This window comes from Pseudorhodobacter wandonensis, from assembly GCF_001202035.1.
GTDB classification, from domain to species: Bacteria; Pseudomonadota; Alphaproteobacteria; order Rhodobacterales; family Rhodobacteraceae; genus Pseudorhodobacter; species Pseudorhodobacter wandonensis.
Genome location: NZ_LGHT01000042.1, coordinates 56,781 through 77,534, shown reverse-complemented (window position 1 = coordinate 77,534; position 20,754 = coordinate 56,781). Strand labels below are relative to the sequence as shown.

24 protein-coding genes are annotated in these 20,754 nt (G+C 60.4%); 10 read left to right on the top strand and 14 right to left on the bottom strand.

The genetic code is table 11. From position 1 onward, the window contains the following. Positions 1 to 2: 2 nt before the first annotated feature. From AKU79_RS14610 to AKU79_RS14595, 4 genes are all read right to left on the bottom strand, one after another. Positions 3 to 1,469: an efflux RND transporter periplasmic adaptor subunit gene (locus tag AKU79_RS14610; protein WP_050524325.1), complete on the bottom strand. Its 1,467-nt coding sequence runs from the start codon at positions 1,467 to 1,469 to the stop codon at positions 3 to 5. Positions 1,470 to 1,597: 128 nt separating this feature from the next. After that, complete coding sequence (gene moaB / locus AKU79_RS14605; protein WP_050524324.1) at positions 1,598 to 2,140, bottom strand: molybdenum cofactor biosynthesis protein B; 543 nt, start codon at positions 2,138 to 2,140, stop codon at positions 1,598 to 1,600. Positions 2,141 to 2,144: 4 nt separating this feature from the next. After that, on the bottom strand, positions 2,145 to 2,768 hold the full coding sequence (locus tag AKU79_RS14600; RefSeq protein WP_197087355.1) for a LysE family translocator: 624 nt from the start codon (positions 2,766 to 2,768) through the stop codon (positions 2,145 to 2,147). A gap of 2 nt (positions 2,769 to 2,770) precedes the next feature. After that, positions 2,771 to 3,565, bottom strand: a complete 795-nt coding sequence (locus AKU79_RS14595; protein WP_050524322.1) for a uracil-DNA glycosylase — start codon at positions 3,563 to 3,565, stop codon at positions 2,771 to 2,773. A gap of 221 nt (positions 3,566 to 3,786) precedes the next feature. On the opposite strand from AKU79_RS14595, the gene AKU79_RS14590 reads away from it, so the two are divergent. From AKU79_RS14590 to plsY, 5 genes are all read left to right on the top strand, one after another. Further along, the gene (locus AKU79_RS14590; protein ID WP_050524321.1) at positions 3,787 to 4,749 is read left to right on the top strand and encodes an aspartate carbamoyltransferase catalytic subunit; all 963 of its coding nucleotides are present in this window, start codon (positions 3,787 to 3,789) and stop codon (positions 4,747 to 4,749) included. Between the two features lies 1 nt (position 4,750). Beyond that, the gene (locus tag AKU79_RS14585; RefSeq protein ID WP_050524320.1) at positions 4,751 to 5,380 is read left to right on the top strand and encodes a hypothetical protein; all 630 of its coding nucleotides are present in this window, start codon (positions 4,751 to 4,753) and stop codon (positions 5,378 to 5,380) included. After that, on the top strand, positions 5,373 to 5,834 hold the full coding sequence (locus AKU79_RS14580; RefSeq protein ID WP_050524319.1) for a hypothetical protein: 462 nt from the start codon (positions 5,373 to 5,375) through the stop codon (positions 5,832 to 5,834). The genes AKU79_RS14585 and AKU79_RS14580 overlap by 8 nt, the downstream gene beginning before the upstream one ends. 118 nt (positions 5,835 to 5,952) lie before the next feature. Next, a complete protein-coding gene (gene pyrC / locus AKU79_RS14575) occupies positions 5,953 to 7,236 on the top strand; it encodes a dihydroorotase (protein WP_050524318.1) in 1,284 nt (427 codons plus the stop codon). Then, on the top strand, positions 7,229 to 7,837 hold the full coding sequence (plsY, locus tag AKU79_RS14570) for a glycerol-3-phosphate 1-O-acyltransferase PlsY (protein WP_050524317.1): 609 nt from the start codon (positions 7,229 to 7,231) through the stop codon (positions 7,835 to 7,837). The genes pyrC and plsY overlap by 8 nt, the downstream gene beginning before the upstream one ends. Positions 7,838 to 7,951: 114 nt before the next feature. Here the strand turns inward: plsY and AKU79_RS14565 are convergent, their stop codons facing one another. From AKU79_RS14565 to AKU79_RS14555, 3 genes are all read right to left on the bottom strand, one after another. After that, positions 7,952 to 8,326 carry a YigZ family protein gene (locus tag AKU79_RS14565; RefSeq protein WP_050524316.1) on the bottom strand — a complete coding sequence of 125 codons (375 nt, stop codon included), beginning with the start codon at positions 8,324 to 8,326 and terminating at the stop codon, positions 7,952 to 7,954. A gap of 45 nt (positions 8,327 to 8,371) precedes the next feature. Continuing rightward, positions 8,372 to 9,613, bottom strand: coding sequence for a DUF2254 domain-containing protein (locus AKU79_RS14560; RefSeq protein ID WP_050524315.1), 1,242 nt, complete (start codon positions 9,611 to 9,613; stop codon positions 8,372 to 8,374). A gap of 66 nt (positions 9,614 to 9,679) precedes the next feature. After that, the gene (locus tag AKU79_RS14555; RefSeq protein ID WP_050524314.1) at positions 9,680 to 10,396 is read right to left on the bottom strand and encodes a M48 family metallopeptidase; all 717 of its coding nucleotides are present in this window, start codon (positions 10,394 to 10,396) and stop codon (positions 9,680 to 9,682) included. Positions 10,397 to 10,519: 123 nt separating this feature from the next. Here AKU79_RS14555 and AKU79_RS14550 point away from each other — a divergent pair, with 123 nt between their 5' ends. After that, positions 10,520 to 10,774 carry a hypothetical protein gene (locus tag AKU79_RS14550; protein ID WP_050524313.1) on the top strand — a complete coding sequence of 85 codons (255 nt, stop codon included), beginning with the start codon at positions 10,520 to 10,522 and terminating at the stop codon, positions 10,772 to 10,774. On the opposite strand, the gene AKU79_RS14545 is transcribed toward AKU79_RS14550, so the two are convergent. Next, entirely contained in the window at positions 10,771 to 11,019 is a 249-nt protein-coding gene (locus AKU79_RS14545) for a DUF167 domain-containing protein (RefSeq protein ID WP_050524312.1), read from the bottom strand. The two genes, AKU79_RS14550 and AKU79_RS14545, sit on opposite strands and share 4 nt — an antisense overlap. Before the next feature lie 92 nt (positions 11,020 to 11,111). On the opposite strand from AKU79_RS14545, the gene AKU79_RS14540 reads away from it, so the two are divergent. Then, on the top strand, positions 11,112 to 11,510 hold the full coding sequence (locus AKU79_RS14540; RefSeq protein ID WP_050524311.1) for a hypothetical protein: 399 nt from the start codon (positions 11,112 to 11,114) through the stop codon (positions 11,508 to 11,510). Positions 11,511 to 11,513: 3 nt separating this feature from the next. On the opposite strand, the gene AKU79_RS14535 is transcribed toward AKU79_RS14540, so the two are convergent. From AKU79_RS14535 to clpS, 3 genes are all read right to left on the bottom strand, one after another. Beyond that, complete coding sequence (locus tag AKU79_RS14535; RefSeq protein ID WP_050524310.1) at positions 11,514 to 12,323, bottom strand: SDR family NAD(P)-dependent oxidoreductase; 810 nt, start codon at positions 12,321 to 12,323, stop codon at positions 11,514 to 11,516. A 36-nt stretch (positions 12,324 to 12,359) separates the two neighbouring features. Further along, a complete protein-coding gene (locus tag AKU79_RS14530; RefSeq protein WP_050524309.1) occupies positions 12,360 to 13,352 on the bottom strand; it encodes a class I SAM-dependent methyltransferase in 993 nt (330 codons plus the stop codon). 66 nt (positions 13,353 to 13,418) lie between these two features. After that, a complete protein-coding gene (gene clpS, locus AKU79_RS14525) occupies positions 13,419 to 13,760 on the bottom strand; it encodes an ATP-dependent Clp protease adapter ClpS (RefSeq protein WP_050524308.1) in 342 nt (113 codons plus the stop codon). Positions 13,761 to 13,903: 143 nt separating this feature from the next. Here clpS and AKU79_RS14520 point away from each other — a divergent pair, with 143 nt between their 5' ends. After that, positions 13,904 to 14,617: an HAD family hydrolase gene (locus AKU79_RS14520; protein WP_050524307.1), complete on the top strand. Its 714-nt coding sequence runs from the start codon at positions 13,904 to 13,906 to the stop codon at positions 14,615 to 14,617. A 283-nt stretch (positions 14,618 to 14,900) separates the two neighbouring features. Next, positions 14,901 to 16,550, top strand: a complete 1,650-nt coding sequence (locus AKU79_RS14515; RefSeq protein ID WP_082224056.1) for a D-alanyl-D-alanine carboxypeptidase family protein — start codon at positions 14,901 to 14,903, stop codon at positions 16,548 to 16,550. Positions 16,551 to 16,569: 19 nt separating this feature from the next. Here the strand turns inward: AKU79_RS14515 and AKU79_RS14510 are convergent, their stop codons facing one another. Continuing rightward, positions 16,570 to 17,124 (bottom strand): YqgE/AlgH family protein, encoded by a 555-nt coding sequence (locus AKU79_RS14510; protein WP_050524305.1) that lies wholly within the window; start codon positions 17,122 to 17,124, stop codon positions 16,570 to 16,572. 138 nt (positions 17,125 to 17,262) lie between these two features. Here AKU79_RS14510 and AKU79_RS14505 point away from each other — a divergent pair, with 138 nt between their 5' ends. Beyond that, positions 17,263 to 18,075, top strand: a complete 813-nt coding sequence (locus AKU79_RS14505; RefSeq protein WP_231580201.1) for a protein-disulfide reductase DsbD domain-containing protein — start codon at positions 17,263 to 17,265, stop codon at positions 18,073 to 18,075. A 60-nt stretch (positions 18,076 to 18,135) separates the two neighbouring features. Here the strand turns inward: AKU79_RS14505 and AKU79_RS14500 are convergent, their stop codons facing one another. Together AKU79_RS14500 and AKU79_RS14495 are read right to left on the bottom strand one after the other, a co-directional pair. After that, positions 18,136 to 18,468, bottom strand: a complete 333-nt coding sequence (locus AKU79_RS14500) for a hypothetical protein (RefSeq protein WP_050524304.1) — start codon at positions 18,466 to 18,468, stop codon at positions 18,136 to 18,138. Positions 18,469 to 18,522: 54 nt separating this feature from the next. After that, positions 18,523 to 20,715, bottom strand: coding sequence for an OmpA family protein (locus tag AKU79_RS14495; RefSeq protein WP_082224055.1), 2,193 nt, complete (start codon positions 20,713 to 20,715; stop codon positions 18,523 to 18,525). Positions 20,716 to 20,754: the final 39 nt, after the last annotated feature.

Genomic DNA, 20,754 nt, shown 5'->3' with positions numbered 1-20,754 from the left:
CCTTAGCCCCCCATCCGGCTTTCCAGCCGTTTTATCACTTGGGCGGGGACGGCTTCTTCGGCCAGTTGCGCAAGAATGCGGGTTTTGGCATCGGCGGGCATGCGGTCATTGGCTTCGACAAAGGCAATCAGTGCGGCGCGGCGTTCGGGGGTTAGCGCGACCATCTCGGGCTCGGCTTTGGGGGTGGTTTGCGAGGCGGCGTTGGGGCGGACGGGGTTGACCTTGATGCCGGGCCCCAGCAGGGGTGAGATTTCACGCACCACGTCACGGCCTTGCAACCCGTCACTGGCCAGAATCACATCGTCACCCTGACGGCGCAACAGCTGCACCGACAGGCTTTCCAACCGGTCATCGGCCCCCAGCACCAGCACAGTGCCATCGGCATTATAGGCGGTGGCAGGCAAGGCAATCGCCGAAGGCAGCGCAGGTTCCGACACGCGGATGGTCACAAAATCGCCGGGGCGAAAGCCGGGGGCGGCGGTCAAAGTGGCATAGAGCAGGCGACCGGTTTGCCCTGCGCCTACGGCAGCACCGACGCGGGACAAATGGCCGGTGGCAATCAGTTCGGCCTCTGACACCTCAAGCGCGGCGGTAACATCGGCAGGGATCAGGTTGCCACTGGCATCAATCAGACGCGAGAATTGGGCGGTTGAGATGCGAAAGGCTGTTTCGAGTGCGTCCGGATCGATCAAGTCGCCAAGGCGTTCATTGCTGCCGAGGATGCGGCCTTGCGTGGTGTTGAAATCACTGAGAACGCCATCAAATTCGGCGAAAAGCTCGGTGTCGCGCAGGGCGCGTTCGGCCTCGGCCAGTGTGATTGCCTGACGTGACAGGGCGGTTTCGGCCTGGGTCACGCGGGCCTCGGCGGTGGCAAGGGCCGAACGGCGGGACAGCACAGCCTGATCAGCGGCCGAGGCGGCAAGTGCTGCGGTTTCAACGGCCGAGGCCGAGCCAACCTTGCGGGCCTGCAAATCATTCTGGCGGTCAAGCGCCTGTTTGCGCAGGTTGGCCTGCGTTTGGGCGGCGGCCACATCATCGCGGGCCAACAAAAGCGCGGCCTTGGCATCGCGCAACTCGGCCTCGGCGCGGGTCATATCAGACTGGGCCAGATCGCGGGCGGTGGTGGCATCGGCCGGGTCAAGGCGCAGCAACAACTGGCCTGCGGTAACGCTTGCGCCGTCTTCGACCCCTGCACCAAGTTCGATCACTGTACCGGCGCTGGGCGCGCGCAATTCCAGCGTGCGGCGGGCGCGCACCTCGCCAAAGGCGGTAAGGACGGGGGTAAAGGCCGTAGCCTCGGCCCGCATCACATTGGCGGAAAACACGCGTTCATTGGCCGGTTGGCCGGGGCGATTGCCTGCCAGCTTTGCCTCAAACGCCGCGCGAATGGTTTGGCCTGCCATCGCAAGCAAGGCCAGCGTAAGTGCCAAAAGCATGAGCCCGGTAAGGGACCGTCTGAAAAATCGCATATGCTCACCTCGGCTTGGGTCTTGGGTAGTATACGCCTAAGGCGGGCTTTTGGATGCCGTAACTTGGGCTTATCCGGTTTTACGCCGGTAAAATGACTTTCCGTCGCGCGCGTTGCACTTTTTTTGCGCTATTTGCGGCGAAGATGCTCATCTAGGCGCGGCATGATTTCGACAAAGTTGCAGGGGCGGTGGCGGTAGTCGAGCTGCCATTTCAGAATTTCATCCCAGGCATCGCGGCAGGCACCGGGGCTGCCGGGCAGGGCGAACAGGTAGGTGCCATTGGCCACGCCGCCGGTGGCGCGGCTTTGCACCGCCGAGGTGCCGATTTTCTGCATCGAGACGATGGTGAAAACGGTGGCGAAAGCTTCGATCTCTTTTTCATACACATCGCGGTGCGCCTCTACCGTTACATCGCGGCCGGTCAGGCCGGTGCCGCCGGTAGACAGGATCACGTCGATATCGGGATCGGCGCACCAATCGCGTAGCTGGCTCGCAATCTCGGCGCGTTCATCGCGGATGATGCTGCGGGCGGCAAGGGTATGGCCTGCATCCGTTATCCGCGCGACAAGCGTGTCGCCGGATTTGTCATCGGCGCTTTGCCGGGTGTCAGACACAGTCAGCACCGCGATGCGGACTGGCAGGAAGGGTTTGGTTTCATCGATGCGGGACATGGTTTCAGGCCTTTGGCAAAAGGGCGAGGCGGAGCGCAAGTGCGGCAAAGATGCCTGCACTTACCCGCCCGAGGGTTTGGGCAAAGCGGGGCGACGTGGCAAGGTGGCGGCCAAGCGATGAGGCAAAGATGCCGACGGTTGAATTGACCGCCATGCCGCCAAGCCCGAGGACCGCGCCGAAAATCAGAAATTGCGCCAGCACCGTGCCGCGCGTGGGGTCTACGAATTGCGGAATGAAGGCGAGGGTGAAAAGAATGATCTTGGGGTTGGTCAGGTTGACCAAAGCGCCATCGCGAAACGCCTGTTGCACCGATAGGGCAGGGGCGGATGAGCGGTTGAGGCTGGTTTGCCGCAAGGACTGCACGGCGAGCCATAGCAGATAGCCGACCCCGACCCAGCGGATTGCATCAAACAGGCCGGGATGGGCCGCGACCACCGCGCCAAGCCCAAGACCCGCCAGCGTAACATGCACCAATCCGCCCGCCGTGATGCCCCCTGCGGCCGCGACTGCTGCGTGCGGGCCCGATCGTAACCCTTGGCCCAAGCTGAACATCATATCTGCGCCGGGGGTCAGATTAAGCGCAAGTGCCGCGGGCGCAAAAGCAAGCAGGGTGAGCGGGTCAACCAGCATCAAGATTTCAACCTGGCTTGGACGGCAAGCAAATCGGCCCATGCGTCCCGCTTGGCCGCGTGGTTTTTCAGCAGATATGCGGGGTGGGCCATCGGCATGACAGGGATGTTTTGCGCCAGCGCCCAAGTGCCGCGCAGGCGCAAAACGCCGCTTTGATCCAGCAAGGATGCGCAAGCGGTGTTGCCCATCACAATGATCACGCGCGGTTTGGCAAGCGCGATATGGCGCAGCAGGAACGGGCGCATCATCGCAATTTCGTCATCTGACGGCACGTGATCGGCTGGCGGGCGCCAAGGCACAGCGGGAATAAGATAGGCGGATGTGGCGGGGCTGTCGCTGTTGCGGGCAAAGCCGATGGCGGCAAGCATTTTATCGAGCAACTGGCCGGTTCGGCCTGCAAAGGGGCGGGCCTCAATATCGTCGTCGCGGTTCGGGGCCTCACCTACAATCAGCAAAGGTGCCTCGGGGTTCCCTTCGGCAAAAACCAGATTGCGCGCGCCTTTTTTCAGATCGCAATGGTCAAAGGTGCCAAGCGCCGTGCGCAGGGCGGCCAGATCGGCACATGCATCGGCGGCGGTTTGGGCGGCGAGCGTTTTGTCAACCTTGGGCGCCTCATGGATGACGGGCGCTGCGGGTTTGGCTTTGGCAAGGACGGGTTCTTGCTTTTCGGGCAGGTCGTAGCGGTCAATCGCGGACTCGTTCATCACCTCGGTCACGCCCAGTTCGACTTGCCACGCCAAGGCGGCGAGGGCGGCGTTCCAATCGTAATCTGCGATATGCGTGTTGATTCCCATTTTTGCAGAGTATGGCGGGGTAACAGGCGGGGCAAGGTGGCGTTTGAGGTGGCTCTCCCGCCCGTCTTTGGGGCCTTGCGGCCCCGCATCCCGTTGGGCCCGGCGCCGCGTGCCGCGGCGTGCGCTGCGCGCGCAGGTATTTGGGCCAAGATGAACTGGGGAGTTGCCCCTTGCGCGCCGCTTTGCCATAAGCGAGGCAGCTACGCCAAGGGGAGATGCACATGAGTTTTCGCGCACGTCATTTGCTGGGGATCCAGCATCTTGCCCCCGATGAGATCAAGGCCGTTCTGGATTTGGCGGATAAATATGTCGATCTGAACCGCCGCTCGATCAAGAAATCGGATGCCTTGGCGGGGATGACGCAGATCAACATGTTCTTTGAAAACTCGACCCGTACGCAGGCGAGTTTCGAATTGGCGGGCAAGCGCTTGGGCGCGGATGTGATGAACATGTCGGTGGCGCAATCGAGTGTGAAAAAGGGCGAGACGCTGATTGATACGGCGCTGACGCTGAACGCGATGCACCCTGATTTGCTGGTGGTGCGGCATGGCGCGTCGGGGGCGGTGAACCTGCTGGCGGAAAAGGTGAATTGTGCGGTGCTGAATGCGGGTGACGGGCGGCATGAGCACCCGACGCAGGCCTTGCTGGATGCGCTGACCATCCGCCGTGCCAAGGGGCGGATACAGCGGCTGACCGTCGCGATTTGTGGCGATGTGGCGCATAGCCGTGTCGCGCGGTCGAACCTGATTTTGCTGGGCAAGATGGAAAACCGCGTGCGGCTGGTCGCGCCACCGACCCTGATGCCTGCGGGTGTGGCCGAGTTTGGCTGTGAAGTGTTTGACGACATGCGCAAGGGGCTGGAAGGCGCCGATGTGGTCATGATGCTGCGGCTGCAAAAAGAGCGGATGGACGGCGGGTTTATTCCGTCGGAGCGCGAGTATTACCACCGTTACGGGCTGGATGCCGAAAAGCTGTCGCATGCGAAACCCGATGCGATTGTCATGCACCCCGGCCCGATGAACCGTGGCGTCGAAATCGACGGCGAGATTGCCGATGACATCAACCGCAGTGTCATTCAGGAGCAGGTGGAAATGGGCGTGGCGGTGCGCATGGCCTGTATGGACCTTTTGGCGCGCAACTTGCGGGCGGAGCGTGGGGCCAAAGCGACAGGGGTTATGGTCTAAGGTGAAGGCGGCGCAAACCGGTTGGGAAGGGGTTCTGGACGAAGGGGAAGAGATTCTCTGGCAGGGTGCGCCTGATGGCAGGCTGGATTTTAGCAGTTTCTGGTCTGTGCAGACGCTTTTCGCCGTGTTTTTCACAGGGTTTTCGCTGTTTTGGGTGGGGATGGCCTTTTCCATTACCGGCGGGATGGGGGATGCGGTTGGGCAAGTGGTGCATATCGTGTTTCCATTGTTCGGACTGCCGTTTTTGGGGGCTGGCGTCTATATGCTCTTGGGGCGGTTTTGGGCGGAGGCACGGCTGCGGCGCAACAGTTACTATACGCTGACCAATCGCGCGGCCTATATTGGGGTTGATGCCAAGGGCAAACGCAGCCTCGCGCGGTACCCGATTGGGCCAGACACCCGGCTAACGTTGGAGGATAGCGATTTGGGGGCGGTCTGGTTTGCTAGCAAAGTACTTTCGATGCCGCGACATGTGCCGCAGATGCGTCGTAGCCGAACGCGGATCGGCGGGGCGACGCAAACCACGCAGGCCATTGGCTTTGAACAGATTGCAAATGCGCGCGCGGTCTATGCTATGATGCGCAAAGTGCAGATTGCGCAGGCCGAAACCGAGGGAGGGGACAATGCCTGAACTACCACGCGACACGGTTTTGGGGGCCGCCGTCATGGCGCCGCTTCGCCCAGATGAGGTGATGCTTGCCGAGTGGCTTGCCGATAAGGGCAGCTATTGGCGCAGCCATGCGATCATGGCGGTCTTGGGCGGCATGATCGCAGGTGTTGTTTTGGCGGTGATCGGCAATCCGACACCTTGGGTCGGGCCAGTAGCGGCGGCGGCGGCCATGGGCGCGCGCGGCTGGTATTTGGCGTCCGAGGCGCTGGTGGCGGATTGGCGGCTGACGAACCAACGTTTGCAAGGTCCGGGCGGGCGCGAAATCTCGCTGGCGCAGATAAAGCTGGCACGGCCATTCCTTGGTGATGTGCAGGTTGTCACGCGGTCAGGCGACAAGTATCTGATGAAATATATGGCCGATACCGCGGCCGTGGTTGCCGCAATAGATGCCGCACGCAGCGGGCAGGGCGCATGAAATTGAACGCCTCTTGCTTTGGCCCAGGTCTTGCACTGGCTTCCGGCTTCATCTTGGCACAAATACCTTCTTACTTTTTCTGTCGGTGGCAGCCGACACAGCGCACTGGTAGGCCCTTATGACTATTTTTCTCCAAAACGCCCGTATCATCGACCCCGAGGCAGGCACCGAGACGATTGGCAACCTGATCCTTGATGGCGGGATAATCGCGGCGATCGGGGCAGCGGCTGCGCCAAAAGGCGCGCAAGTCATTGATTGCGGCGGCAAATGCGTGGCGCCCGGTATCGTCGATATCGGTGTCAAGATCGGTGAACCCGGCGAACGCCACCGCGAGAGCTTTCGTTCAGCGGGGCTTGCAGCGGCGGCGGGGGGCGTGACCACGATTGTCGCGCGCCCCGATACCAAGCCTGCGATTGACACGCCCGAGGTGCTGGAATTCGTGACCCGTCGCGCGGCCGAGGCGCCTGTGCGCATCCATCACATGGCGGCCCTGACCAAAGGGCGCGAAGGGCGCGAGATGGTCGAGATCAGCTTTATGTTGGATGCGGGTGCGCTGGCCTTTACCGATGTTGACCATGTGGTCACCGATACCAAGGTTTTGGGCCGTGCGTTGACCTATGCGCGCAGTCTGGGGGCGCTGGTGATCGGGCATCCGCAAGACCCCGGCCTGTCGAAAGGTGCCGCAGTGACCAGCGGCAAGTTCGCATCCCTTTTGGGGCTGCCGGGGGTGCATCCGATGGCCGAGCGCATCGGATTGGACCGTGATCTGGGCATGGTCGAGATGACAGGTGTGCGCTATCACGCCGACCAGATCACCTGTGCGCGGTCTCTGCCAGCCTTGACGCGGGCCAAGCGCAACGGGCTGGACGTGACGGCAGGGGTGTCTATCCACCATCTGACGTTGAATGATCTGGATGTTGGCGACTATCGCAGCTTTTTCAAATTCACCCCGCCACTGCGGCCCGAAGAGGATCGTTTGGCGGTGGTTGAGGCTGTCGCCTCGGGGCTGATTGACATCATCTGTTCGATGCACACACCTGCCGATGAGGAAAGCAAACGCCTGCCGTTTGAAGAGGCGGCGGCGGGGGCGATCGCGCTTGAGACTTTCTTGCCTGCTGCCATGCGGTTGTACCATGCGGGCGCAATGGATTTGCCGGGGTTGTTCCGCGCTATGGCGCTGAATCCGGCGAAACGGCTTGGTTTACCGCAAGGCCGGATGGCCGAGGGCGCGCCGGCCGATCTGGTGCTGTTTGATCCTGATGCGCCTTTCATGCTGGATCGCAGCAAACTACAGTCGAAATCAAAGAACACACCGTTTGACGGGCAGCGGATGGAAGGGCGTGTGATCGCGACCTTTGTTGCCGGACGTCAGGTTTTCGGGGAGGGAAATGCACATGCCTGAGATAACATCTGCCCCGCTGGCGTTGGTTTTGGTGGCGGTTCTGGCCTATTTGCTGGGGTCGGTGCCGTTTGGTTTGGTGATTACGCGGGCGCTGGGCCTTGGCGATCTGCGCAAGATCGGGTCGGGCAATATTGGTGCGACAAATGTGCTGCGGACAGGCAACAAGCCTGCGGCCTTGGCAACCTTGCTGCTGGACGCAGGCAAAGGCGGGATTGCAGTGCTGATCGCGCGGGCTTTGGTGGGCAATGACGCGGCGCAATTGGCGGCTTTGGCGTCATTCCTGGGGCATATCTTTCCGGTTTGGTTGGGGTTCAAAGGCGGCAAAGGGGTGGCCACGTTCCTAGGTACATTGCTGGCGCTGGCCTGGCCAGTTGGCCTTGCGACCTGTGCAAGCTGGTTGGTAGCGGCGTTTATCGGGCGGATTTCATCGCTGGCGGCTTTGGTCGCTGCGGCGTCCTCGACGCTGTGGATGCTGGTGTTGGGCCAAGGGCAGATGATGGTTTTGGGTGCCATTCTGACACTGTTGGTCTATTGGCGCCATGCTGAGAACATCAAGCGGATCAAAGCCGGGACAGAGCCGAAGATTGGCAAAAAAGGCTGACGGCAGCCGCGCTTTGGCCATGCAAGCGTTGCTGGCAGGTTTGGGCTTGCCCGCGTTTGTCAGGCTGACAGGCCGCATGGATATTTGTAGATAGATGATGCAGGGGGCGGTTTGCTATGCCCTTTGGTTTGGCTGTTTTGCCAAGGCATCAAGGTATGTACGGGTGCAGGTGGTGACGTGGCGAAAGCGATCGCCGCCCAGATGGGTGCCGCCGTACCAGCGGGTGACGGTGATGATATGATCGGTGATGCCTTCGCGCTCTAACATGCGCAGAATTGCGGCGGCGGCACCCGATTCGCCGTCATCATTGCGTTGGGGGCCATCAGTTGAGAGCATGGCTGCCCAGCTGTTATGGGTAGCCTTGGCGAATTTCTTGTTTGATTTTAGAGATTTGAGGAAAGCGTCTATGTCGTGCCTGCTGTGGACGGGGCCGCCAGAGACGGCGTAGCGCGAGCCTTTGTCGCTGATGACATTCAGGATTTGCAGCATGGGGCGCCTTTTTGGTTCTGATCGGACGGGGCGCAGTTTGGCCTGTCAGCTGAGGTTTTGGATTTGGGCCGCGACCGCCCTGAGGGCTGTGATTTCATGCGGTAACAATTTGGGCATGCAGCGTTCCATTGCAAGGGTTGAATGGGTGCGTGCGAGTTTGCCGAAAAGCGGCGGGGCGATTTTGGCCAGCGCGAGCAGCGATTTTTGCAACCGGATCTGGACGGCGAAAATCGCCGCGCCGTCGCGGGCGATCGGGGGAAAGATGTCATCCATCATGTCAGCAGTTGTAAGCGCGGGCACCCAGACATTGGGGTAGTCCAGCGCAACCTCGCGCGGCGCGGCCAGCAGGGCCAAAAGCCTGACAGCGCGGGTCAGGATGTCAATCGCGGTGCCGGGATCGTTTACGGCGGGCGACAGCGCGCGCTCGGCGATTTCGGATAGGACGGCAAGGCCAAAGCGGGGATCTTGTTCGAAACTGCGCGTGCTTTTGATGGTAAAGGCGCGGGCGATTTCAGCTGTATCTTTGGGCTGGTCGCCCAACAGGTAGGCGATAGGCGTACCGGGGTAGACGAAAGCGCCGGGCAGGGCGGCGAGGTAGATCTGGCAGCCCAGCTCGCTGGCCACATCTTGCAGCCAGTCCATGTGGACATAGCGGACATAGCCGATCTCGGTCTGGGTGATCGGATGTGCGTTGGGCGGCGGTGGGCCGATATGTCCGTGACCGCCAAGATAGGGGGCGTCGATGCGGTTGCTTATGGCGCGTTTGGTTGCGGCCTCGACCTTTTCGATCGAATTGGTCATCAGACCAAAGACGGTCAGATGGGCGATCCAGCGCAGAATGGCGATGACCACAATGGCCACGACCGCGATGGTCACGACAAACAGCACGAAACGGTCGTTTTCGGTCAGCAATCCGGTGTTGAGCGAGATGATCCCGATCAGGCTGAACAGGAACGAGCCCAGAAAAATCGCCAGAACTCTTTGCGTTGTGCGGTCGGTTTTCAGCAGGGCTGTGGCCCGCGGGGTAACGGCGGCGGCGGCACCGCTAAAGGCGGATACCATGATGCCCAACGAGAAAGTCGCGACCGACAGCATCGAGCTGGCAAGGATGGTCAGCACCGCCGAGACCGATCCGGCACCAAGCGAAGCGCCCAAACCCGGCGGCAATAGCGGGCCAATGACCACCGCAGCGGCGTTGGTCAGCAAGGCAAGGGCGGCATACAGCACCGCAACGAACCAGAGCTGCTCAAACAGTTCTTTTAGAAAGAGCCGCCATTTCGAGATCATATCAATGCGCCTGTGCCTTGGGGTCTTGGCCCCAGCCTGCCTGTTGCGGATGTGGCGCGCAAGAGATTAGCGCAGGGCCGCCACAGCTTTGGTCACAGTTGCACGACGGGCCGCATTCGGCGGGTGGCTGCCAAGAAAGGCATCGCCGGGATCGGGCAGGCGATCAAAAAAGGCGGCGCCGCGCAGGGCGTCAAAACCTGCACGTTCGGTGATTTCAGCGCCGAGCGCATCTGCCTCCAGCTCAAACCCTTTGGAATAGCGGCGTGCGCCGACACTGGCGCCGATTTGCTGCGCCTTTTGTACCGCCGCCTCGCCGCCGCCGCCAACGGCCACCAAAAGCCCTGCCAACAGCGCGCCTTCGGTGGCGCTTTGTTGCTGTTGGGGGATGTGGCCTGCGATGTGATGCGCCGCCTCATGCCCCATGACAAAGGCCAGTTCATCGACGTTTTGGGCATTGGCGATGAGGGCAAGGTTAAACGCCAGAATCGGGCGGCCGTAATCATCCACTGTTTGAAAGGCATTGGGGGCCTGGCCCTGCCGATCATCAATCGCGATCTGGAAATCACAATTGATGCCGCGGGTGCGTTCGCGGCAGATGCGTTCGGCCACAGGCTCGACGCCAGAGACGGCGGTGACGAAATTGCGGGCCGCTTGGGTGGGGGCAAGCTCTTGCGCGGCTTGCGAAGGCTGCGCGGGGCGCGTGGCCTCTTGCGGCGATTGCACAACCGGCGCCACGCAGCCTGCGAGCGACAAAGACAGCATAATGGCAACAAACTGGCGCATTTTTATCCTTTTCCCATTCGGGTACCTAATTAGCAGATCAGGCCTTAAGGAAAAGCCCCGATCACACAGGGTTGTTGCGCAAGGGGGATTGCCCAAGCCAGAGGGCTGGGCCTAAACTGGGCTATGTTTACCATAGAGCACGAATTTGACGCGACGGTTGTGACCCTGATTGATGAGGGCGCAATAAGCTTGACCGAAGATGTAACCATCTCGGCCTTTGAAGATTGCGTGACGTTAGAGCAGCTTGACCCGCGCAGCGGCGAGCCGGTGACGATAACTCTATCGATGGTGCAGGTGAATGACCTGTTGGCAGCACTGGATTTGCCCGAGGGCAGCTATCGGCTGATACGGCAGGGCGCCGAAGGGGCTGCGGATTAATCGAGGCGGAACTGTTTGTCGCGGCTGGTGGTGCCGCGGATCAGGGTCAGCCGCGATTTGGCGACGCCAAGCGATTTGGCCAGCAGCTTGATAACGGCCGCCGTGGCCTTGCCATCCTCGGGGATTGTGGTGACATAGACGCGGATTGCGCCATCTTCGGTAGTGATGGCATTGCGTGAGGCGCTGGGCGTGACGCGAACCGAAAATTCCGTGCCCGGTTCAATGTTTAGGGTGATTTTGGCCATGTCGCGCTGTGTCCTGATTTAAGCCAAGTATCGCAGCCTTTTATTCGTCTGCGCAAGCTATTAGACAGGGCCTATGTGATTGGGGGGATGCGATGAAACACTTGGTTCTGATTCCGGTTTTGGCAGCATTGGCAGGCTGTGGCACCCCGCAAGAGCGCTGCATCGCCAGCGTCACGCGCGATATGCGGGTGGTTGACAGGCTGATTGCCGAGGCGCAGGGCAACCTTGATCGCGGCTATGCGATTGAAGAGGTTGAACGCACCGGGGTGCGCTGGGAATCCTGTCGCCGTGGGCCTGCGCCGAAACCCGGAGAGGCGCCGCGCCCGCCCGAGCTATGCCTGGAAGAGTATACTTTTACGGTGACCAAACCGCGCGCGATCAACCTTGCCGAAGAGAGCCAGCTATTGGCCGAGTTGCAAAAGAAACGTGCGGCGCAGGCAAAGGCCGCAGCGCCAGCGATTGCCAGCTGCAAGGCGACGCATCCGGAATAGATGTTAATGCGCCGGGGCCGCTGCAGCGTCGATCACGCCGCGGCCACCATCCAGCGTGACAATCTGGCCGGTCATGAAGCCCGAGGCATCCGAGGCCAGATATTGTACGGTTTCCGACAGCTCATCCGCGCCGGCAATCCGGCCCATCGGCGTCGCGGCGGTTATCACATCGTGATAATCGGGGTTTTCCTTCAACGCGCCTTGCAAGCTCGCGCTCATCAAAGAGCCGAAAGAGACGGCGTTGACGCGGATGCGTTTGGGTGCCAGCGCCACCGCAAGCGAGCGGGTCATTTGTTCGACAGCCGCGCAGGAAATGGAATAGCCGAGCAACTCGGGCTGCGTGCGGCGGGCAGCAATAGAGGACATGTTGATGATCGAGCCGATGTTGCCCTCGGTCGCGCCGGCCTTTTCCGCCTGTGAGATCATGCGCTTGGCCGTCATTTGTGACAGGCGCAGGCTGGTCATCAGGTTTTGTTGCCACATTGCCTCGACAGCGTCTTCATCGGGGTTCAGCGGGTCAGATGGCCTCATCTGGCGGCTGGCGTTGACCAGAATATCTACGCGGTCAAAGGCGTCGATTGTGGCCGAAAGCAGGTTGGCGATGGTTAGTTTTTCGCGCAAATCGCCGCCAAAATAGCGCAAAGCCCCTTCGGCCTTGGCCTCTTCCGAACATTCGCTGCCCAGCTTGGTTTCATCCATATCCGCGAACATGACATTCGCGCCTTTGGCCAGAAAATGCCGTGCCACCGCAAGGCCGATGCCCGCAGCCGAGCCGGTGATGATCGCGGTTTTGCCAGAAATGGAAAACGACATGGGGATACTCCTACAGTGGTTAGGGGCGGGCAGTGGTTAGGGGCGGGTAGGGCGCGCGGCGCGGGTGATGCGAAAACGCGGATCGCGGCCTATTTCTTCGACATCGCGAAACAGTGGGGCAAGGGTCTTTTCATAGGGCAGGTGCCGGTTTGCCACCATCCAAAGCGTGCCATGCGGGGCCAAAAGCCGGGCGGCAGATTGAATAAAGGCGGCACCAAGCGCGGGATCAGGGTCGCGGGCGGTGTGAAAGGGCGGGTTGCAGACCACCGCATCAACGCCGCGATCCAGTTTGAAACGGGTGGCATCGGCCCAATGAAACTGCGCGCGCGGGTCGGTGATGTTGATCCGCGCACAGTCCAGCGCAATTTCTTCGGCCTCGACCAGATGCAGCTCTTTTACCGAAGGGCGGGTAAGGATGGCGCGGGCGAGGTAGCCCCAGCCGGCGCCCAGATCGATGACCCGCGCCCCCAGTTTTTCGGGCAGGGCCGCAGCCAGCAACACCGAGCCGGCATCTGGCCCATCGGCCGAAAACACGCCGGGCAGGGTTTGAAAGCCGCCGTCGATGATCTGGGGCTTGGCCGCCCAATCCAGCATCAGGTCATCTTGGGGCGTAAAGCTGAACAGCTTGCCATGCGCCTTGGAAACCGGTTCTGAAACGGTGAAACGCTGGCGCAGATCGCGCAGCAGGCTGTCGATGCCATCGTTTTTCTGGCCGTCAACGATGATAAGACCATTCGGCCCCGTGGCGGCGGCAGCCTCGGCCAGTAAGGCACGGGCCTCGGCCTTGGCGCGGGGCACGCAAACCAAAACTGCGGCGAAACGTGATGCAGGGCGCTTGGCCACGACGTGATAGCCGCGGGCGCTGAAATCGTCATAATCGGGGCGCATGGATTGCTGAACGGTCAGCCGCGCCTTGGGCAGCATCGACAGATCATCGCCGCCACGCGGGCGCAAAGCCAGAATTTCACCGCCGTCGGGCAAGGCCAATTGGTTGTTTCGCAACGCGAATGTCAGACGTTCTGAGCGCATGGGCAGCCGCAGGTCACGGCCTTGATCCTTTGTATGGGGGCGTTAGGGGCCACAAGAGGTGCAGCTTTACTCTTTTTCCATGGTGCATTGCAACGGATGCTGATGCCTGCGCGAAAAATCCATCACCTGCGCCACTTTGGTTTCAGCAATCTCAAAGGAAAACACCCCCACCACAGCAAGGCCCTTTTTGTGGACAGTCAGCATAATCTCAAACGCTTGGGCATGGTTAAGGCCGAAAAACCGCTCTAGAATATGTACGACAAATTCCATCGGCGTGAAATCATCGTTCAAAAGCATAACCTTATACATGGGCGGGCGTTGTGTTTTCGGCTTGGGCTTGGTTAACAAAGCCGGGTCGCCGCTGTTCCCGTCTGGCTTTTCAGTAAGCGTGAAAGGCTGTTGTGGCACGGGGATGCTCCGTCTTGTGTTGGGCGCTTGGGATTCGGCTGTCGGGCGCTGTTTGTATATTATAGAGTTTTTTCTTTAGGCGCAAAGGGGTGGCTGTGGCCGAGCTTTGCAGCAGGTTAGTTTAGGGGGCCGGGGGTCAAAGGATGCGGGATATTTTAACGGTTGGTTTTGATGCCGATGATACGCTGTGGCAAAACGAGGCGTTCTTTCGGCTGACGCAGGCGCGGTTTACCGAACTGCTTGCCGACCATGCAGCGCCGGAGCATTTGCACGACCGGTTGCTTGCGGCTGAGCGGCGCAATATCGGGCATTATGGCTATGGTATCAAAGGTTTTGTGCTATCGATGATTGAAACCGCGATCGAGGTAACCGAGGGCCGCGTATCCGCCCCGGTGATTGCCGAGATCATGGCTGCAGGGCGCGAGATGCTGGCCCATCCCATCGAATTGCTGCCAAACGCGCGTGAGGCCGTGATAGAGGCCGCCAAAGACCATCAGGTATTGCTGATTACCAAAGGCGATTTGCTGGACCAAGAGCGCAAGCTGGCGCAATCGGGGTTAGGAGAGTTGTTTCACGGCGTCGAGATTGTGTCGGAAAAAACGCCGGCGGCCTATGAAAAGCTGTTTGCGCGGCATGGCGGGCGGGCGGATCGTGCGCTGATGGTTGGCAATTCGCTGAAATCAGATGTGCTGCCCGTAATCGCTGCGGGCGGTTGGGGGGTGCATATTCCGCATGGGCTGACATGGGCGTTGGAACATGCCGACGCACCAGTCGGCAACGCGCGCTTTCACAGCCTGCCCGATTTGGGTGGTCTGGCTGATTTATTGGCAACGTTGCATATCGGCACTACCCGCTAATATCCATGGATAGGGGGTATCGGCTGGCGCAACACTAGATGTAGATGTTGCGACGCGGTGTTAAGAATACCGGCAAAGCTATTGATAAATGAAGAAAGTTTTGGGCTTCCCGCGCGGCGCGCGGTCGTGTTACGTTTGTGTCAGCAGTTTAAGCCCCACAAAAAAATCAGGGGCATCATGAGGCAGGACAAGGAACAGCGACGTGGCATCGCTATTAGGGTTTTTCACCCGCATTTTTCTTTTGCTCGCATTTGCGACGGTTGTTTCCGTTTCATCCGTCCGCATGGGGCAGGCAGCGCCCTATGCCGCGGTTGTGATTGACGCCCGAAGCGGCGAAACCTTGTACGAGCGGAACGCAGACGCGCGTTTGCACCCCGCCTCGCTGACAAAAATGATGACACTTTATATCACCTTTGACGCAATTCGACGGGGTGAGATTTCATTGGACTCGATGATTACGGTGTCCAAGAACGCAGCGTCAAAGCCGCCGTCGAAACTGGGGCTGCGGGCCGGGCAAAAGATTGCATTGCGCTATCTGATCCGCGCTGCCGCGGTCAAATCGGCAAATGATGCGGCCTCGGCGATTGGCGACGCTTTGGGTGGAAATGAGGCGCGCTGGGCCGAACGGATGAACCGCACGGCCAAGGCGCTGGGTATGCGCAACTCGACCTTTAAAAACGCGAACGGGTTGACGACCCCTGGCCACCTTTCGACCGCACGTGACATGACAACGCTGGGCCGCCGCCTGTTTTACGACTTTCCCGAATATTACAATATTTTCTCGCGCCGCGAAACCGATGCAGGCATGGCCAAGGTGCGCAACACCAACCGCCGGTTTCTGGACGCCTATGAAGGCGCGGACGGAATCAAGACCGGTTACACCTCGGCGGCAGGGTTCAACCTGACGGCTTCGGCCGAGCGGGGCAACAAGCGTATTATCGCAACCGTGTTTGGCGGCACATCAACCGCACAACGCAATGCCAAAATGGCCGAGCTGTTGGATCTTGGCTTTGGCACCGCCAAGAACAACGTGGCCGTGCGCAAACCCGCGCCTGCAAACCTGCCGGGTGGCGATGTCGAGGTCGTAGCCGACAGCGGTGTTGACGATATGCAGGGCAATGGCGATGGCCGCAGTGCAGGCAAAACGATCCGGCTTGTGACCTCGTTGAAAAGCTCTCCGCGTCCGGCGCCCCGACCGGTCAGCGACCAGAAAGTGGCCGAGACAGCTGTGGCTGTAGAGGCGATGCAAGCCGATATTGCCGGGATTTTGGCAGAGATCACCGAGCCTCCGGCGGCGCCCGAAGTGTTTGCCGAAGTCGTCACCGAAGACGTGCCCGAGGATGTGGCCGAAGAAACCGCACCGATTATCGCAGACCTGCGCCCCGAGCCAAAGCCGGCCGAGCTTGCTTCGGCAGAGCGCGAGCCTGTTGATATAGAGCCAACGTCAATGCAAATTGCCTCTGGCGTTGAACCCGCGTCGGAGGAAACTGCGGCAGAACCTGTGGCGGCTGCCCCTGAATTCCAGCTGACGGATGTTATGCCTGCTGATACGGCACCCGCCAAGGCAGTGCCAGCCGAGGCTGTTGTTGCCGATGCAACCCCGCGAAAGCGGCCTGCCAAGCTGCTGATGGCCTCGGCCGAGCCTGAAAAGGTCGTTCCGTCGGCGCCTGTGGTGGTGACACGGGTATCGACCTCGGGCGGGCGGCATTGGGGCGTAAACCTCGGGCGTTTCCCGTCGCGCAGCACGGCCGAGCGGGCATTGATGCAAACCGCCCTGGCCGAAAGCGCCACCCTGCGGGATGGCTTGCGCAAAGTGGTGGAACGTAAAGGCGGGTATGATGCCAATTACATGGGACTGAGCCAGGAACAGGCCGACCTTGCCTGCCGCCGGTTGCAGGCGCGTGCCGTGCAGTGTTTCACGATTGGGCCATGAACGGGGTGACGCGTCACGCCTAGGCGTGGCCGGCAGACCCTGACAGCGCCTGCGGGTTCACCCCCATATGGCGCAGCGCTGCCGCCCATTTGCCGGCAGGCTCTGCCCCAAAGATCAGATCGGCAGGGGCGTCTGAGGTTAGCCAGTCATTGCGCAGAATCTCGGCCTCTAACTGGCCCGCACCCCAACCGGCATAGCCAAGCGCCAAAAGCGCGGTTTGCGGCCCTTCGCCCCGGCCCAGTGCACGCAGGATGTCTTGGGTTGCGGTCATGCCAAAGCTGCCCGCAATATCCATCGTGCCATCTGTGGCGTGATAGTCCGGCGAATGCAGAACAAAGCCACGCCCGCGTTCAACCGGCCCGCCGAAATGCACGGATATGCTGCGGCTTTCGGGCAAATGGGGGATGCCAAGCTGTTCCAGCAGGGATTCGAAATCAAGGTCAGCCACTGGTTTGTTGATGATCAGCCCCATCGCGCCCTTGCTTGAATGGGCGCAAATCAGAATGACCGAAGCATCAAACCTCGGGTCCTCCATCCCCGGCATGGCGATGAGAAGTTTTCCTGTGAGATCCATTTCAACTCTGTTTTCCATAAGAATAACATGGGACCGGGCGTGCGATACCTCAAGCCCAATTTGCGCGAATGTCGCAGATAACATAAGGATCGCTGCAATGTGATTGTGCAGCACGGCCAAGACAGATTATGGAAAGTCATGATGTATAAATCCCGCTCCTTTCTATCCGCAATTGGTTTGCTTGCGTGTTTTGCCATGGTTGGCCCTGCGCTGGCCCAATCCGAGGTATTGCAGGCCAGTCTGCGCAAGGGTTGGAAACTGCCCAACGGCAACCAGATGGCGGCGTTTCAACTGCAACTGCAGGACGGCTGGAAAACCTATTGGCGTGCGCCGGGCGATAACGGCATTCCACCCAGCTTTGATTGGTCGGGGTCGCGCAATGTGAAATCCGTCGAAATTCATTGGCCACGGCCCAAGGTGTTTTCGGTCGGTGGAATGCAAACGATCGGCTATAGCCATGAACTGGTGCTGCCTGTGGAAATCGTGCCGCTGGACCCCAAACTGCCGGTTGAACTAAAGGCAGCGGTTGATCTTGGGGTTTGCTCCGATATTTGCGTGCCGGCCTCGTTCAATGTGGCGGCGGCGTTGCCGTTTGCTGCGACCAAGGATGAGAGAATTGAACGGGCTTTGCGCGCGCGCCCCTCGACCGCGAAAGAGGCAGGCGTGGCCAGTGCGAATTGCGAAATCTTGCCCAATAAGGGCGGTATGCAACTGACGGCAAATTTGCAAATGCCCTCAACCGGCGGGGATGAGGTCGTCGTGGTTGAAACCGGCCTGCCAGGGGTTTGGGTCTCGGCTGCCGATGTGGCGCGGCGCGGCGGCGCATTGCAGGCGGTTGTCGATATGGTTGGTCCGGCAGGGGCGGCGCTTGCCCTTCAGCGCGGCGCATTGCGAATCACCGTTTTGGGCAAACATCGCGCGGTCGAACTGCAGGGCTGCGCGGCCCCGTAATCGCGTTTCCACAAGCACTGCGCCGCCTACCACAGGCGTGATGCGCGGCAAGCGCGGGCGTTAGTCTGCAGCGCTGTGCATGCGCTCGATATAGGCGCGCATTTCTTCGGCTTCATGCCGCGCCTCGCGCAGACCGTCCATCGCGGCACGCAGCTCGGCCTCGGATTGGCTGACCTGATTGGTCAGCTCGGCCTCGCGTTGTTCCAGATACAGAATCGCCTGATCGCGCAATTCTTCGGCCTCGTGCAGGGATTTGGCAAGGTTATCCACCTCATTCACATCACCGCCCGTCACGCGGGTAAAACGGTGTAAAAGCCAATGCGTGAACCACCCCAGCATGAAAGCCACAAAGAGGATGATGGTGGTGGCGATGATGAATTCTGTGCGGTTCATATTTTTACTTTTAATTGGCGAGTGGTGCTGGCGCAAGCCGGGTCATTCGGTCGGTCAGGGCGCAGCTTTCGGGTTTGGTTTCGGGCGGCCCCATGCTTGGTCGCTTGGCACAAAATCCGACGTCGGGTTCTGGGTTGTGGCGGGTTCAGGCGCTGCGGTTGCTGCGGCTGCACTGGCATCGGTATCGGCGGGGGCATTCGACGGTTCAGCATCGCCGCTGCCGTCACCACTGCCATCACCAGAGCCCATATCATCACCCGAGCCAATATTTGCATCCGTTGCCGCATCGATTGGTGCGTCGGCTGCTGGGTCTGCTGCTGCGTCTGCTGGGGCCTCCGGCCCGGCCCCGCCTGCCGCATTTTCTGCTGCATCCTTGGCGGCCTGCTCGGCCATTGCAGCGGCGACCAGATCGGTGGCCGAAGGTTGGGTTTCGGGGGTAGGCTCGCTTAGCAACTTGAACTCAATGCGGCGGTTGGCTTCGCGTCCTTCTTCGGTACCGTTATCGGCGATCGGGTCATCCTCGCCATAGCCTTTGGCGATAAAGGCGGCAACGTTCAGTCCGCGCCCTTGCAAGGCGGTTAACAGGGCATCGGCACGTGCCTGGCTAAGCGCGCGGTTGCCGCTGTCAGAACCTTGACTGTCAGTGTGGCCCGAAATCTCCATTTCCAGCGGCGGGCAACCAGCCAGAATCTCGCTTAGGGCATCGACGGTTGCGGCGGCATTGGCGTCAATTTCGGCAGAGCCGGGCGCAAATGTGATCTTGTTACGCTGCATCGCCGCATTCATATCGGCGACGCATTCCTCAGGCGTTGGCAGGGCGGCCAACGGGTCATATTTCTCGTCATAGGTGACGCTGATGCGAAAGGTTTTGCCCTGGCCCAGCTTATCCGACAGGATTTGCGAAATGCGGCCGCGGCCATCGGGTTTGCCCGTAACGCCTGCCACCTCAACCGTATCGGCGCGAACCAACAGCGTGCCATGGTGTAACAGCGCCAGTGATTCGAGCCCGGTCAGCACCCGTACCGCCCAACCATCGGGCAGCTCGGCATCAAGCCGGGTCGCGGTATACACGCTATTGGCGCCGAATTGTGACCGGGCATAGCTGTCGGCGGCGATGCGCAATGTCTCATCCGACAAACGGCCGCGCAGCTGCACTTTACCCGATTCGTCAAGCGTGGCAGTAAATTCGGCGGGGCCGGCATTGGTGGCCGTCGGTTTGGGCGGCAGCGTCGAATCCAGCGAAAATACCGGCGGCAGCTGCGCCTGCAAATCGCCGACAACACGGTCAAAATCGGCCTGCGTGGTATCGACCGAGGCCAAAAGCGAAACATCGGCATCCGAAAACGTGATCGTGCCTTTGCCAAGTGCTGCCACAGCGCGGATACCGGCTTCTGCAGCCTCGGCCCAACGTGGCGTTGGTACACCCAGCCCGACGACGCAATTGGTTTTACCGGCAACGCCTGCCGTCACACCTGCCGATAAAATTCGGTCGCGTGATTTGTCGGTATCGGCGGAACAGGCATCGAAACGGGCACCATTCTCATCGATCACAAAGCGCAAGGTAAACGGTGTCAGCACGGGGCGTGGGGCCGAAATGTTCATCCTTACATGCAGGCTGTTAGGTGCCAGCCGTGCAAGATCGCTCTCAAGTTTGCGCTTTTCTTCGGGGTTTTGTGAAATCGCTGTGATTTCAACCAGTTCCGCCGAGATCGAGATTTTTGATCGCGGCAGGATGCGCAGGGCGGCAAGGCCGAATTTCAGCGCCGCAGCCCAGCCTTCCGGCGCCGGGTAATCAGCGCTTTCCAGCATGTCGGAAATCGGCAGGCCATTGGTCAGGTTGGCCACGCTTTCGGAAAGCGCGGGGTCAACCTCTTTGCCCGGCACAAGGCCGATCAGGGAAATCCCGTCATCATTGCGCAAAATTTCCAGCGAAAAACGCGGCGCCTCAACTTCGCGCATGGCGGTCACTTCCAGCTGGTCACGCACACGGCTGGCCTGAACCACGCTGCCCGCCATATTGACCACGCGAAAACGCGCCGCCTCATTCGGGGCGGTGCCGTTCAGGCGCAGTTGCAATCCGTTCGCCTCGACTGTGGCCCAGGTGATGCCATTGCTAAGCAATTGCGATGTGACGGCTGCGGCCGAGCGCTTTTCAATGGCCAGTGCCGACCACCACGCCCCCATAGACGCCAACGCGCCCGCGACGAGAATTGCTGATGCGGTAAGAACTGTTTTGCGAAGCTGCATTAGACCACTATTTGACATTGCGTATTGATGCTTAGGCCG

Excerpts from the sequence above, each read along its gene's own strand:
- AKU79_RS14555 (WP_050524314.1), bottom strand. The coding sequence starts at position 10,396 with ATGCGCCAGTTTGTTGCCATTATGCTGTCTTTGTCGCTCGCAGGCTGC.
- AKU79_RS14560 (WP_050524315.1), bottom strand. The coding sequence starts at position 9,613 with ATGATCTCGAAATGGCGGCTCTTTCTAAAAGAACTGTTTGAGCAGCTC.
- AKU79_RS14495 (WP_082224055.1), bottom strand. The coding sequence starts at position 20,715 with ATGCAGCTTCGCAAAACAGTTCTTACCGCATCAGCAATTCTCGTCGCG.
- AKU79_RS14545 (WP_050524312.1), bottom strand. The coding sequence starts at position 11,019 with ATGGCCAAAATCACCCTAAACATTGAACCGGGCACGGAATTTTCGGTT.
- pyrC (WP_050524318.1), top strand. The coding sequence starts at position 5,953 with ATGACTATTTTTCTCCAAAACGCCCGTATCATCGACCCCGAGGCAGGC.
- AKU79_RS14580 (WP_050524319.1), top strand. The coding sequence starts at position 5,373 with ATGCCTGAACTACCACGCGACACGGTTTTGGGGGCCGCCGTCATGGCG.
- AKU79_RS14500 (WP_050524304.1), bottom strand. The coding sequence starts at position 18,468 with ATGAACCGCACAGAATTCATCATCGCCACCACCATCATCCTCTTTGTG.
- AKU79_RS14590 (WP_050524321.1), top strand. The coding sequence starts at position 3,787 with ATGAGTTTTCGCGCACGTCATTTGCTGGGGATCCAGCATCTTGCCCCC.
- AKU79_RS14595 (WP_050524322.1), bottom strand. The coding sequence starts at position 3,565 with ATGGGAATCAACACGCATATCGCAGATTACGATTGGAACGCCGCCCTC.
- AKU79_RS14540 (WP_050524311.1), top strand. The coding sequence starts at position 11,112 with ATGAAACACTTGGTTCTGATTCCGGTTTTGGCAGCATTGGCAGGCTGT.
- AKU79_RS14550 (WP_050524313.1), top strand. The coding sequence starts at position 10,520 with ATGTTTACCATAGAGCACGAATTTGACGCGACGGTTGTGACCCTGATT.
- plsY (WP_050524317.1), top strand. The coding sequence starts at position 7,229 with ATGCCTGAGATAACATCTGCCCCGCTGGCGTTGGTTTTGGTGGCGGTT.
- AKU79_RS14535 (WP_050524310.1), bottom strand. The coding sequence starts at position 12,323 with ATGTCGTTTTCCATTTCTGGCAAAACCGCGATCATCACCGGCTCGGCT.
- AKU79_RS14520 (WP_050524307.1), top strand. The coding sequence starts at position 13,904 with ATGCGGGATATTTTAACGGTTGGTTTTGATGCCGATGATACGCTGTGG.
- AKU79_RS14515 (WP_082224056.1), top strand. The coding sequence starts at position 14,901 with ATGGGGCAGGCAGCGCCCTATGCCGCGGTTGTGATTGACGCCCGAAGC.
- AKU79_RS14505 (WP_231580201.1), top strand. The coding sequence starts at position 17,263 with ATGATGTATAAATCCCGCTCCTTTCTATCCGCAATTGGTTTGCTTGCG.
- AKU79_RS14565 (WP_050524316.1), bottom strand. The coding sequence starts at position 8,326 with ATGCTGCAAATCCTGAATGTCATCAGCGACAAAGGCTCGCGCTACGCC.
- AKU79_RS14610 (WP_050524325.1), bottom strand. The coding sequence starts at position 1,469 with ATGCGATTTTTCAGACGGTCCCTTACCGGGCTCATGCTTTTGGCACTT.
- AKU79_RS14510 (WP_050524305.1), bottom strand. The coding sequence starts at position 17,124 with ATGGATCTCACAGGAAAACTTCTCATCGCCATGCCGGGGATGGAGGAC.
- AKU79_RS14530 (WP_050524309.1), bottom strand. The coding sequence starts at position 13,352 with ATGCGCTCAGAACGTCTGACATTCGCGTTGCGAAACAACCAATTGGCC.
- moaB (WP_050524324.1), bottom strand. The coding sequence starts at position 2,140 with ATGTCCCGCATCGATGAAACCAAACCCTTCCTGCCAGTCCGCATCGCG.